The sequence below is a fragment of the Actibacterium ureilyticum genome (assembly GCF_002285435.1).
Classification (GTDB): Bacteria; Pseudomonadota; Alphaproteobacteria; order Rhodobacterales; family Rhodobacteraceae; genus Actibacterium_C; species Actibacterium_C ureilyticum.
Genome location: NZ_NSBT01000020.1, coordinates 114,220 through 126,235, shown reverse-complemented (window position 1 = coordinate 126,235; position 12,016 = coordinate 114,220). Strand labels below are relative to the sequence as shown.

The following is a 12,016-nucleotide window of genomic DNA, read 5'->3' as shown; positions in this document are numbered from 1 at the left end:
GTCTTCGCTCCTCTTACAGGTACCAGGCGACGATGTGGGACAGCGCCCCGTCGCGGTGGATCGGCAAGCCGACAAAGGATTGGTATCCGGCGGGCAATCCGGCCCCGCCCCGGCTGACCACCGGCAGGCCCGAGCCCAGGACCTGGCCCACGGGGCCTTTCCAGGCGGTTGCGGTCGGGGCCTCGTCATTGACGCCATCGCCATCGTCCCGCCACAGCGGGCCTTCGCGTTCGCAGATGCCATCGACCAGCGCCGCCTGCCCGCTGGACCCCATCCGCGACTTGCGGGCGTCCCAGATCTCGAACCGGCGGGCGATGGGGGTGCCCAGCGCCGACAGCAGCGTCAGGATATAAGGGCTTTCGCCGGGCACCGGCACGTCGATGCCGATCCCCGTGGTCAGCCCCGCCTTGCCCGCAGCCGAGGCGCGCACGAATTTGTAACCCGAGCCCAGATCGCGCATCAGGATTGGCGCTTTCGCCGCCCAGACACCACCCGGCAGCCCCTGGCCGCGCGGGAAATGGGTGTGTTTCGACACGAATTCGAATTCCTTCGCCGCGCCGTAATACCCTTCGTTCAGCTTCAGCATCCCGCCGGAATCGGTCGTCCAGACCTCGATCGCGCCGGTGCGGGTGTCATCGTCACCGCACAGCACGACCAGAACCGCCTTGAGCGTGTCCTCGTCAAAGATCGGAACCGCCACGGCCGAGGTCAGCCCGGCCTCTCTGGCGGCTTCGATGCGCTTGAAATACGAGCCGTCGAATTCGGTCAGAACCACCGGGCGACATTCGGCCCAGGCCTTGCCCGGCAGGCCCTCGCCCTTGCCGAAGCTGCTCTGGCGCGAGGCTTCCTCGAACGCGGTCAGGCCGTTGTAATCGCCAACCGACAAGACAAGCCGATCACCCTCAGGCACCCAAACCTCGGCAACCTGTATGAACGTGTCCGTCGCTACTGTCGTCAATGTGTCCATCTCAAAGGTCTCCTTGTGACCAGGGACAAACCGGGCGCACCCGGCCTATTCCGCCGCGATGGCCGAAGCCGCCGGTTTCTTCGGCTTTGCGCCGTGCTCGTATTCCTCGAGGAAATCGAGCACCTGTTGGCGGTAGCGATAGTAATCGGGGTGCTCCAACAGCGCCTTGCGGGTGCGCGGGCGCGGCAGGTCGACATCGACGATCTTGCCGATCGTGGCCTGCGGGCCGTTGGTCATCATGACCACGCGGTCTGCCAGAAGGATCGCCTCGTCCACATCATGGGTCACGCAGATCGCGGTCACCTTGGTGCGGTCCCAGACCTCCATCAGGACCTCTTGCAGCTCCCACCGGGTCAGGCTGTCCAGCATCCCGAACGGTTCATCCAGCAGCAAAAGCTTGGGGCTCAGGGCAAAAGCCCGCGCGATCCCCACACGCTGTTTCATGCCGTTGGACAGATCGCTGGCCTGCTTGTCCATGCTGTCGCCCAGGCCCACCCGTTCCAGATAGTATTCGACGACATCCTGACGCTCGGCCTGGGACGCGCGGGGATAGACCTTGTCGACCCCCACGGCCACGTTTTCCTTGGCGGTCAGCCACGGGAACAGGTTGGGCGACTGAAACACCACCGCGCGTTCGGGATCGGCATCCAGCACGGCGCGGCCGTCCAGATTGATGACCCCCTTGGAAATCGGGTTCAGCCCCGCCGCCATGGTCAGAACCGTGGATTTGCCACAGCCCGAATGCCCGATCAGCGAGATGAATTCGCCCTTGTTCAGCTTCAGGTCGAAATCCTCGACCACGGTCAGCGGACCCTTGGGCGTCGGATAGATCTTGTGCAGGCGCGAAAACTCCAGGTACTTGTCCGTCCGCGTGCTGTCGCCGGCCTGTGCGTCGACCTGCGCCTTGGGGATGTTGTGGATCGCGGTGACATCGGGCAGCACGCGCGTGCCTTCGACCTTGGCCTCGATCCCGACATCCATCAGGTAATTGGTCACGTCCGCACGCAGGCGCTTGAAGCCTTCGTGGTGGTTCATCTCGGTGCGTTCGCGCGGGCGCGGGATCGACACCTTGAATTCTTCGCCCAGCGTCCCGTCGGGGTTCAGCGCGATGATCCGGTCGGCCAGGATGATCGCCTCGTCCACGTCATTGGTGATCAGGACACAGGTCTTCTTGTCGGCCTCCCAGATATGTTCGATCTCGTCGGCCAGATTGGCACGGGTCAGCGCATCCAGCGCCGAAAGCGGCTCGTCCAGCAACAGAACCTCGGGGTTCATCGCCAGCGCACGCGCCACGTTCACCCGTTGCCGCATCCCGCCCGACAGCTCCGCCGGACGGCGGCCCGTGGCATGGCCCAGGCCCACCATCTTGACGTAGTGCGAAACCTTTTCGGCGCGCTCGGCCTTGGACAGGCCCGGGAACATCGTGTCGACCGCCAGACCGACATTGCCGTTCACCGTCAGCCACGGCATCAGCGAATAGTTCTGAAAGATCACCCCGCGTTCCGGGCCGGGGCCGGTGATCGGCTGGCCCTTGAAGGTGACGCTGCCCTTGCTGGGCAGTTCCAGCCCCGCCATCAGGTTGATCAGCGTCGTCTTGCCGGTGCCCGAGAAGCCCAGAAGGACAAGGAACTCGCCCTCCTGCACTTCAAGGTTGATGTCCTTCAGAACATCGGTCTGGTGGATGCCTTCACCGAAGCTTTTGGTGACGTTCTTGAACTCCAGGACTGACATGGCGCTCACCGTGTGCTCGAGAAGGTGAAGAGCGACTGGATGGCGAACATCAGGCGGTCCAGCAGGAAGCCGATGATCCCGATGGTAAAGACCGCCACCATGATCTTGGCCAGCGACTGGCTGGAGCCGTTCTGGAACTCATCCCACACGAACTTGCCCAGGCCGGGGTTCTGCGCCAGCATTTCGGCGGCGATCAGCACCATCCAGCCCACACCAAGCGACAGGCGCAGACCGGTGAAGATCAGCGGCAGCGCGGACGGCAGGACCAGCTTGGTGATCTTGGTCCAGGTGTTCATCTTCAGAACCTTGGACACGTTCACCAGATCCTTGTCGATGCTGCTGACACCCAGCGCGGTGTTGATCAGCGTGGGCCACAGCGAACACAGCGTCACCGTGATGGCCGAGTTCAGGAAAGATTTCGAAAACAGCCCGTCATTGGTCACATAGACGGCCGAAACCACCATGGTCACGATCGGCAGCCAGGCCAGCGGCGAGACCGGCTTGAAGATCTGGATCAGCGGGTTCATCGCGGCATTCGCCGTGGGCGACAGGCCGCCCAGAATTCCCAGCGGGATCGCGATGGCCGATCCGATCAGAAAGCCGAAGAACACGGTTTTGATCGAGGTCCAGATCTGATCGTAATAGGTCGGCTTGCCGGTATAGGTGCGTTCCTTGACCTTGTCGGCATTGCCGGCCTCGATCAGCTTGGCGTTGCGGGCGTCCTGCCGCTCGTAGAAGGCGACCTCTTTGTCGCGCTCGCGGATATGGTCGGCATGCAGGTTTCCGACCTGCTCCCAGACCTGGGTCGGCCCGGGGATCGCCCCCAGCGAGGTCTGGACCGTCGGCGCCAGCGTGGCCCAGACGAACAGGAACCCCGCAATCGCCAGCAGCGGCACACCAAGCAGGCGCCAGATCTCTTTCATCTGTGCTTGCGGGTTGTCACCGGCGACGGCTTTCAGGATCGGCGTCATCCAGCTCAGGCCAAGAACCTGGAACCAGGCGTCTGCCTTGTTGATGCGGGTGAAAAGACGGGCGCGGCGGGCTTCCTTGTCCGCGTCGGCTTTCAGGGTATCCGGGTCGATGGCTGTCATAACAAGCTGTCCTGTGGATATGAGGGGAGCGGCCCCTCCCCCGGGATGCGTGCGAAAGACATCACGGGAAAGGGGGACATCCTCGGGCGTTAACCCTGGATTTCGTTACCGACGACCTTCTGGTCGCCCTTCAGGCCGATCGGCAGGCTTTCCAGATAGGCGTTGGGCGTCTTGCCGTCATAGGCGATGCCGTCGATGATATCCTCGGCTGGGGTCGGCGCCTTGTAGCCGTCGCTGTCCCAGGGGAAGTCGGCCTCGTTCGCCAGGCCTTCGTCGACCAGGTGACGGGCGGCTTCCAGATAGATTTCCGGCTTATAGACCGACTTGGCGACCTCGTCATACCAGCTGTCGGGCTTGGCTTCTGCGATCTGGCCCCAGCGGCGCATCTGGGTCAGGTACCAGACGGCGTCGGAATAGAACGGATAGGTCGCGTTATAGCGGAAGAACACGTTGAAATCGGGCACTTCACGCTTGTCGCCCTTTTCGTATTCGAACGTGCCGGTCATCGAGTTCGCGATTACTTCGTAATCGGCACCCACATATTCCGAACGGCTCAGGATCTCGACCGCTTCGGGGCGGTTGGCGTTCTCGTTCTCGTCCAGCCACATCGCGGCGCGGATCAGTGCCTTGGTGATGGCGATGGTTGTGTTGGGGTTTTCTTCCTGGAACTTCGCGCTCAGGCCGAACACCTTTTCGGGGTTGTTCTTCCACAGCTCATAATCGGTGATGACCGGAACGCCGATGCCCTTGAACACCGCCTGCTGGTTCCACGGCTCGCCCACGCAATAGCCATAGATCGTGCCGGCTTCCATCGTGGCGGGCATCTGCGGCGGCGGGGTCACCGACAGCAGAACATCGGCACCGATCTGGCCGGTGATGTTTTCGGGGCTGTAAAAGCCCGGCTCCAGCCCACCGGCGGCCAGCCAGTAACGCAGTTCATAGTTGTGGGTCGACACGGGGAAGACCATGCCCATGTTGAACGGCTTGCCCTCGGCGGCATAGGCTTCGACCACCGGCTTCAGCGAGGCGGCGGAAATCGGGTGCTGCGGGCGGCCATCGTCCATCAGCGGCACGTGGGGCTTCATCTGCTCCCAGATCTCGTTCGACACGGTGATGCCGTTGCCGTTCAGGTCCATCGAGAAAGGGGTGATGATGTGGGCTTCGGTGCCGAAACCGATGGTGGCGGCCAGCGGCTGGCCGGCCAGCATATGCGCGCCATCCAGCTGGCCGTCGATCACGCCGTCCAGCAGAACCTTCCAGTTCGCCTGTGCTTCCAGCGTGACGAACAGGCCTTCGTCCTCGAAATAGCCATTCTCATAGGCCACGGCCAGCGGTGCCATGTCGGTCAGCTTGATGAAGCCAAAGGTCAGCTCGTCTTTTTCAACGTCGAGAAGCTCGGCGGCGACAGGCGATGCCAGCAGGGTGGTTGCAGCGAACAATGCAGTCAGAGATTTCATTCCATCTTCCTTTGTCTCTGGCCCGAAGGGCTGGATAAAAACAAAAAAGCCGCCGACCATATCTGCTTTCGCAGTCGGTCGAGCGGCTATGCTCGGATCCCCGCATCATGGGGGAGAGATGTCGTAGGGACGCCATTGCCCCTGATTTGTCTTGATTAGCCGCCCTACGATGATTGGAACAAGCGCGAACGCTAAACACGTACCGGATTCATCCTCCGTCGCCGCGACGCAGCATGTCAGTGTTCATTTTTTAGTCAAAAAATCTCGGATGGGTCAAAAATCGCGCCGTCGAAAAACGCGTCGGGACCCAGAATCAGCCCGCCCCGATCCGACGCGACAGGGGTCGGAACCTGCAAAGAGCCCTCGATCTTCTCTGACGCGCCGGGCTGATCGGCGCCCATCGGCCCCAGCACCTCGCGGTAGATATCGCTGCGAAAAACCGGTGCGGCCTTGGCGATCGCCTCTTGTGGGTCGATGCCGTAACGCCGCGCCAGACGATAGGCGATCCAGGCAGCCTGGGACCGCCAGGGGAAGGTCGCGGCGCCGGCGTGGAATTCCAGCATCTGCGGCACTTTCCGGATCTCGCCGCGCGGGTTGAACAGGATCCGACCGCTCAGCGCGCGCTCGATCATCTCGACCGGGACGCCCAGATATTCCGGCCAGCTCAGAATCTCGGCCACGGTGGATTGCTTGTCCTTGCGGCTGAGCCACAGCGCCGCCTTCCAGACCGACCGCAGCAGCCGCGCGGTCAGATCAGGGTTGGCCGTGACCCAGTCACTGCGCGCGGCCAGAACCTTTTCCGGCGCGAATTGCCAGATCGCGGCGCCGGGCAACAACAGCTCGCCATCGCCATTCTCGACCGTCTTCGATCCCCAGGGCTCGCCGACGCAGAACGCGTCGATCTCGTCCGCGGCAATCGCATCGGCCATCAGGGGCGGCGGAACGGTCCGGATCTGAACCTGACCGTCGGTCGTGTCGCGATAGGACGACAGCCAGTAATCCAGCAGCTCGGCATGCATCGAAAACGGGAACGGCACGCCCACCCGCAGCGGCCCCGACAACGCGCTGAGCGCCCGCCCCGCGGCATCGGCATCCTGGAAATCCGGAACGTATCCGGCATCGCGCAATCGTTGCGCCACCGCCGTCGATACACCGATCACGTTGCCATTGACCGACAGAACCGACAGCGCATCCAGCCCCACCGATACGCCGCCCAGCCCCAACGCCATCGCCACCGGCACGGGCGACAGCATCTGCGCGGCATCGGACTCGCCCATCACCAGCCGGTCGCGCAACAGCGACCAGGACGGCGCGCGTTGCAGCCGCAGGTCCAGCCCCTCTTCCTCGGCAAAGCCCAGCTCGTGCGCAACGATGATCGGCGCGGCATCGACCAGCGGCATGAAGCCGACAGACAGGGGGCGTGTGCTCATGACAGCAGCTCCGATGCGGTCACCAGGGCCTGCGCGACCTCGGCCAGCTTGCGGCCCTGGCTCATCGCGGTCTTGCGGATCAGCGCATAGGCCTCGTCCTCGTCGATCCCGCGCGCGCGCATCAGGATCCCCTTGGCCCGGTCGATGATCTTGCGTTCCTCAAGCGCGCGCTTCGTCGCCGCCAGTTCGGTGCGCATGCGCTGGAACATGTGGAACCGGGCGATGGCGGCATCCATCACCGGCTTGACCCGCGTGGCCTGCAACCCGTCCACGACATAGGCCGACACGCCGGCCTCGATCGCGGCATGGGCCAGGCCATCATCGCTGCGGTCGACGAAAAGCGCCACCGGGCGCTCCAGCGGGCTGGACGCGAGCGTCAGTTCCTCGAGCATGTCGCGCGACGGGTTGGCGATGTCGATCAGCACGATATCGGGGTCGATCTCGGCGATGCTGCGGGCCAGTCCCGTGGTTTCCGACAGGACCTGGATCTTGTGCGGCCCGGTTTCCAGCAAGGTGTCGACAATGGCATGCGCCCGCACCTTGTCCTGCTCGACGATGATGATCGACAGCGAATCCGCCACGCGCCCTTGCCCCGGTTTAAATCCCCCGCACCCTCCTATGCAGCGGGATCGGGATTTGCAGCGGCAGCACCGCGTAAAACTGCATCAAACCGGCAAGATGACATATTTTTCGCACAATAATTACGCACAAAGCCATATAATCACGCAAAGTCAGGCTTTCGATCCCAACGCTTGGCCCGCAATCGACCGCTGCCGGTCCCAACGGCTGTGCGAAATGCTGCAACTGCAAGATCGGCCATGGTGACAGCCCGGTTCTGAATTGCTATGGACGCAACAGGGGCGCAATGCGAGGTGAGATCGTTGCAAGTAGAAGACACGCCGCTTCTGGATCTCAAGGTCCTGATTCCCAAGCGTTTCGGCGACCATCGCGGGTTTTTCTCGGAAAGCTGGAACCGCAATGCGATGGAGGCCGCAGGCATCCACGCCGATTTCGTTCAGGACAACCATTCGCTGTCGTCTCAGGTCGGCACGGTGCGCGGGTTGCACTTCCAGACCCCGCCGCATGCCCAAGGCAAGCTGGTGCGCTGCGGGCGCGGGGCGCTGTTCGACGTGGCGGTCGATGCGCGCAAGGGCTCGCCCAGCTATGGCCAATGGTTCGGGATCGAGCTGAGCTTTGAAAACGGCAAGCAGCTTTGGATCCCCGCCGGGTTCCTGCACGGGTTCATCACCCGCGAACCGGACACCGAGATCGTTTACAAATGCACCGATTACTATGCCCCCGACTGCGATGGCGCGGTGCGCTGGGACAGTTGCGGCATCGATTGGGGCGCTGCGGGCGATGTGATCCTGTCCGACAAGGACGCCAAGGCCCAGAGCTTCGATGATTTCGACAGCCCCTTTGAGTGGGAGGGCACGGCATGAAGATCCTTGTGACCGGCGGCGCGGGCTTTATCGGGTCGGCCGTGGTGCGGCTGGCGGTGACGCGCGGGCGCCAGGTGGTGAATGTCGATGCGCTGACCTATGCCGCCTGTCTGGACAATGTGGCGCCGGTGTCGGGCAGCCCCGATTATGCGTTCGAACATGCCGATATCCGTGACCGGGGCGCGCTGGACCGGATCTTTGCCACGCACAAGCCCGATCTGGTGATGCATCTGGCCGCCGAAAGCCATGTGGACCGGTCCATCGACGGGCCCGGCGCATTCATCGAAACCAATGTCACCGGCACCTATAACATGCTGGAGGCCGCGCGCGCGTACTGGACGGCCCAAGGCAAGCCCGACACGTTCCGGTTCCACCATATCTCGACCGACGAGGTTTATGGCAGCCTGGGCGAAACCGGCATGTTCACCGAAGACACGCCCTATGATCCGCGCTCGCCCTATTCCGCGTCCAAGGCCGCCAGCGACCATCTGGTCCGCGCCTGGGGCGAGACCTATGGCCTGCCGATCCTGGTGACGAACTGTTCGAACAATTACGGCCCCTATCATTTCCCCGAAAAGCTGATCCCGGTGGTCATTCTCAAGGCGCTGGCCGGGGCGCCGATCCCGGTCTATGGCGACGGGTCGAACATTCGCGACTGGCTGTATGTCGAGGATCACGCCGACGCGCTTCTGACGGTGGTCGAAAAGGGCCAGATCGGGCGGACCTATAATATCGGCGGCGAGAACGAGGCGAAGAATATCGACCTGGTGCGCACGATCTGCGCCATTCTGGACGACCTGCGGCCGGGCGCGGCGCCTTATGCCGATCAGATCACCTTTGTCACCGACCGTCCGGGGCATGACCAGCGCTATGCCATCGACCCCACGCGCATTCGGCAGGAACTGGGCTGGCGCCCGTCCGTCACGGTCGAGGAAGGCCTGCGCAAAACCGTCGACTGGTATCTGGCGAACGAAGCCTGGTGGCGCCCGCTGCTGGAACGCGACGGGGTCGGCAAACGGCTGGGGGTGGCATGACCCTGTTGGTCTTTGGCAAGACAGGCCAGGTCGCGCAGGAACTGCAACGCCTTGCGCCCGAGGCCTGTTTCCTGGGCCGGGCAGAGGCCGACCTGTCAGACCCCGCCGCCTGTGCCGCCGCGATCGGCCTGCATGACCCGACCGCGGTGATCAACGCCGCCGCCTATACCGCCGTCGACCGCGCCGAGCAGGAAGAGGCGCTGGCCACCACCATCAACGGCGCGGCCCCCGGTGCGATGGCACGCGCCTGTGCCGCGCAGGACATTCCGTTCCTGCACGTGTCGACCGATTACGTCTTTGACGGTCAGGGCAGCGCGCCCTGGAAGCCGGGCGATCCCACCGGACCGCTGGGCGCCTATGGCCGCAGCAAGCTGAGCGGCGAACAGGCCGTCATCGCGGCGGGCGGGGCTCATGCGATCCTGCGGACCAGCTGGGTCGTGTCGGCCCATGGCAGCAATTTCGTCAAGACCATGCTGCGCCTGTCGGAAACCCGCGATGCGCTGACCGTGGTCGCCGACCAGGTGGGCGGCCCCACCCCGGCGGCCGCGATTGCCGATGCGCTGCTGCGGATGGCGGCACAGATGATTTCGGGCGACGGGCCCAGCGGGGTTTACCATTTTTCCGGCGCGCCCGATGTCAGCTGGGCCGATTTCGCGCGCGAGATCTTTGCGCAGGCGGGCCGCGATGTGGCCGTGACCGACATTCCCACATCGGCCTATCCCACCCCGGCCACGCGCCCGCCCAATTCGCGAATGGATTGCGACGATCTGCTGCGCGACTATGGCATCGCCCGTCCCGACTGGCGTGTCGGCCTGACCGAGATACTGACAGAACTGGATCAACTGGCATGACGGAACGCAAGGGCATCATTCTGGCGGGCGGATCGGGCACGCGGCTTTACCCCATCACCATGGGCGTGTCGAAGCAGCTGATGCCGATCTATGACAAGCCGATGATCTATTACCCGATCACCGTGCTGATGCTGTCGGGCATCCGCGAGATCGCGATCATCACCACGCCCGAGGATCAGTCCCAGTTCCAGCGCCTGCTGGGGGATGGCACGCAATGGGGGATCGAGTTCACCTGGATCGTGCAGCCCTCGCCCGACGGGCTGGCGCAGGCTTATATCCTGGCCGAGGATTTTCTGGACGGCGCGCCCTCGGCGATGGTGCTGGGCGACAACATCTTCTTCGGCCACGGGCTGCCGGTGCTGTTGCAGCGCGCCGATGCGAAACCTCAGGGCGGCACGGTCTTCGGCTATCACGTGGCCGATCCCGAACGCTATGGCGTGGTTGCCTTCAACGACAGGAACGAGGCTACGTCGATCATCGAAAAGCCCGAGGTGCCGCCGTCGAACTATGCGGTCACGGGGCTGTACTTTCTGGACGGCAAGGCGCCCGAGCGTGCCCGCCAGGTGCAGCCATCGGCACGGGGCGAGCTGGAAATCACGACCCTTCTGGAGATGTACCTGCACGAAGGCAGCCTGTCGGTCGAACGCATGGGGCGCGGCTTTGCCTGGCTGGATACCGGCACCCATGCCAGCCTGCTGGATGCGGGCAATTTCGTGCGCACACTGGAAACCCGGCAAGGGATGCAATCGGGCTGCCCGGAAGAGATCGCCTTTGAAATGGGCTGGATCGACGCCGACCAGCTGCGCGCCCGGGCCGAGCTGTTCCGCAAGAACCGCTATGGCCAATACCTGACCGGATTGCTGCGCGAATAAGCCAGCCCCCGAGACTCTGCCCGCCCGTCGGTATAGGATGCGGATCAGGGAACGGGGGCGGACCATGCCGAACACACTGGCCCATCTGGGGGTGAATGCCCTGGCCACGCGCGGGCTGTTGCGCGGTGCGGATCTGAAATGGATCTGGGCCGGGTGCGTGTTGCCCGACCTGCCCTGGATCGGGCAGCGGCTGGCACGGGCTGTGACGCCCGACACCTGGGCCATCGACATCCGCGCCTATGCCATCGCGCAAAGCAGCCTGTTCATCACGTTGGCTCTGGCTGTGTCGCTGGCGCTGCTGTCGCGCGCGCCCTGGCGCACGTTCCAGATCCTGGCGCTTGGGGCGTTGCTGCACCTGTTTCTGGACGCCACGCAAACGAAATGGGCCAATGGCGTGGTCCTGTTCGCGCCGTTCGACTGGCACCTGCTGAACCTGGGCTGGTACTGGCCCGAGGATGCGATGACATGGGCGCTTTCGGGTCTGGGCGCGGTCTATGCCATCCGCGCCTTTATCCGCGAGCGGCCTGTGTCTGCGCCCCGCCCCGCGCGCCCGGGTTCGGCGGCGCTGGTGCTGCTGGCCTATCTGGCGCTGCCGCTTGGGTTCATGCCAGCGGTCGAGCGGGCCGATCTGCATTTCGTCAGGACGCTGGCCCATCCGGAAACCCGGACTGGACAGTTGATCGAAATCGACCGGAACACGCTTGCAGCGGACGAACACCTGAGCGCCTGGACGGGGGAACGATTGCGCCTGTCCGGCACGCTGCCTGCGGGACCGGCCACAGTATCGGTCCGCGGGCGGTTCACCAGCCCCGACCAGATCGCGGTCTCCAGCTATCACGAACACCCACCCGGCCTGCGCGATTACCTCAGCTATGTCGGGCTGCTGATCGTGGCGGGGTGGTGGCTCTGGGCGCTTTGGCGTGGGGCGATCCGCTAGCTGCGCATCGCGATCTGCCGCGCGGGCACGCCCGCAACGATGGCGTTTGGGGCCACGTCGCCTGTCACCACGGCCCCGGCCCCCACAATGGCCCCGTCGCCGATGGTCACGCCATCCAGCACCCGCACGCCGGCGCCGATCCAGACGTCATTGCCGACGACCACAGGCCCCTTGCTTTCCAAGCCCTGCGACACCATCGGCCCG

Annotated in this window: 11 protein-coding genes and 1 pseudogene; 5 read left to right on the top strand and 7 right to left on the bottom strand. The window is 64.1% G+C overall.

What is annotated here, in order from left to right; genetic code table 11:
• Positions 1–13: 13 nt before the first annotated feature.
• The 6 genes from CLM60_RS05290 to CLM60_RS05265 all read right to left on the bottom strand — a co-directional run bounded on the left by CLM60_RS05290 (position 14) and on the right by CLM60_RS05265 (position 7,257).
• Positions 14–967 (bottom strand): GAF domain-containing protein, encoded by a 954-nt coding sequence (locus CLM60_RS05290; protein ID WP_095588127.1) that lies wholly within the window; start codon positions 965–967, stop codon positions 14–16.
• Positions 968–1,012: 45 nt separating this feature from the next.
• Positions 1,013–2,698 (bottom strand): ABC transporter ATP-binding protein, encoded by a 1,686-nt coding sequence (locus CLM60_RS05285; RefSeq protein ID WP_095588126.1) that lies wholly within the window; start codon positions 2,696–2,698, stop codon positions 1,013–1,015.
• A 5-nt stretch (positions 2,699–2,703) separates the two neighbouring features.
• Positions 2,704–3,789 (bottom strand): ABC transporter permease, encoded by a 1,086-nt coding sequence (locus tag CLM60_RS05280; protein ID WP_095588125.1) that lies wholly within the window; start codon positions 3,787–3,789, stop codon positions 2,704–2,706.
• Positions 3,790–3,878: 89 nt separating this feature from the next.
• The gene (locus tag CLM60_RS05275; RefSeq protein ID WP_095588233.1) at positions 3,879–5,246 is read right to left on the bottom strand and encodes a CmpA/NrtA family ABC transporter substrate-binding protein; all 1,368 of its coding nucleotides are present in this window, start codon (positions 5,244–5,246) and stop codon (positions 3,879–3,881) included.
• 254 nt (positions 5,247–5,500) lie between these two features.
• Entirely contained in the window at positions 5,501–6,676 is a 1,176-nt protein-coding gene (locus CLM60_RS05270; protein WP_095588124.1) for an ABC transporter substrate-binding protein, read from the bottom strand.
• Positions 6,673–7,257, bottom strand: coding sequence for an ANTAR domain-containing response regulator (locus CLM60_RS05265; RefSeq protein WP_095588123.1), 585 nt, complete (start codon positions 7,255–7,257; stop codon positions 6,673–6,675). Before CLM60_RS05265 ends, CLM60_RS05270 begins: the two co-directional genes overlap by 4 nt.
• A gap of 300 nt (positions 7,258–7,557) precedes the next feature.
• Here CLM60_RS05265 and rfbC point away from each other — a divergent pair, with 300 nt between their 5' ends.
• The 5 genes from rfbC to CLM60_RS05240 all read left to right on the top strand — a co-directional run bounded on the left by rfbC (position 7,558) and on the right by CLM60_RS05240 (position 11,812).
• Entirely contained in the window at positions 7,558–8,118 is a 561-nt protein-coding gene (gene rfbC / locus CLM60_RS05260) for a dTDP-4-dehydrorhamnose 3,5-epimerase (RefSeq protein ID WP_095588122.1), read from the top strand.
• Positions 8,115–9,152 carry a dTDP-glucose 4,6-dehydratase gene (gene rfbB, locus CLM60_RS05255; RefSeq protein WP_095588121.1) on the top strand — a complete coding sequence of 346 codons (1,038 nt, stop codon included), beginning with the start codon at positions 8,115–8,117 and terminating at the stop codon, positions 9,150–9,152. Before rfbC ends, rfbB begins: the two co-directional genes overlap by 4 nt.
• Entirely contained in the window at positions 9,149–10,003 is an 855-nt protein-coding gene (gene rfbD / locus CLM60_RS05250; protein WP_095588120.1) for a dTDP-4-dehydrorhamnose reductase, read from the top strand. The genes rfbB and rfbD overlap by 4 nt, the downstream gene beginning before the upstream one ends.
• Positions 10,000–10,875: a glucose-1-phosphate thymidylyltransferase RfbA gene (gene rfbA, locus CLM60_RS05245; RefSeq protein ID WP_095588119.1), complete on the top strand. Its 876-nt coding sequence runs from the start codon at positions 10,000–10,002 to the stop codon at positions 10,873–10,875. Before rfbD ends, rfbA begins: the two co-directional genes overlap by 4 nt.
• Before the next feature lie 64 nt (positions 10,876–10,939).
• Complete coding sequence (locus tag CLM60_RS05240; RefSeq protein ID WP_095588118.1) at positions 10,940–11,812, top strand: hypothetical protein; 873 nt, start codon at positions 10,940–10,942, stop codon at positions 11,810–11,812.
• Here the strand turns inward: CLM60_RS05240 and CLM60_RS21400 are convergent.
• A pseudogene (locus CLM60_RS21400) lies at positions 11,809–11,994 on the bottom strand (DapH/DapD/GlmU-related protein); the annotation flags it as partial. The gene CLM60_RS05240 and the pseudogene CLM60_RS21400 overlap by 4 nt on opposite strands.
• Positions 11,995–12,016 lie beyond the last annotated feature (22 nt).

What these genes read in the sequence shown, in the direction of transcription:
- CLM60_RS05285 (WP_095588126.1), bottom strand. Translation starts at nt 2,698, where the DNA reads ATGTCAGTCCTGGAGTTCAAGAACGTCACCAAAAGCTTCGGTGAAGGC.
- CLM60_RS05270 (WP_095588124.1), bottom strand. Translation starts at nt 6,676, where the DNA reads ATGAGCACACGCCCCCTGTCTGTCGGCTTCATGCCGCTGGTCGATGCC.
- CLM60_RS05275 (WP_095588233.1), bottom strand. Translation starts at nt 5,246, where the DNA reads ATGAAATCTCTGACTGCATTGTTCGCTGCAACCACCCTGCTGGCATCG.
- CLM60_RS05240 (WP_095588118.1), top strand. Translation starts at nt 10,940, where the DNA reads ATGCCGAACACACTGGCCCATCTGGGGGTGAATGCCCTGGCCACGCGC.
- CLM60_RS05290 (WP_095588127.1), bottom strand. Translation starts at nt 967, where the DNA reads ATGGACACATTGACGACAGTAGCGACGGACACGTTCATACAGGTTGCC.
- rfbA (WP_095588119.1), top strand. Translation starts at nt 10,000, where the DNA reads ATGACGGAACGCAAGGGCATCATTCTGGCGGGCGGATCGGGCACGCGG.
- CLM60_RS05280 (WP_095588125.1), bottom strand. Translation starts at nt 3,789, where the DNA reads ATGACAGCCATCGACCCGGATACCCTGAAAGCCGACGCGGACAAGGAA.
- rfbB (WP_095588121.1), top strand. Translation starts at nt 8,115, where the DNA reads ATGAAGATCCTTGTGACCGGCGGCGCGGGCTTTATCGGGTCGGCCGTG.
- rfbD (WP_095588120.1), top strand. Translation starts at nt 9,149, where the DNA reads ATGACCCTGTTGGTCTTTGGCAAGACAGGCCAGGTCGCGCAGGAACTG.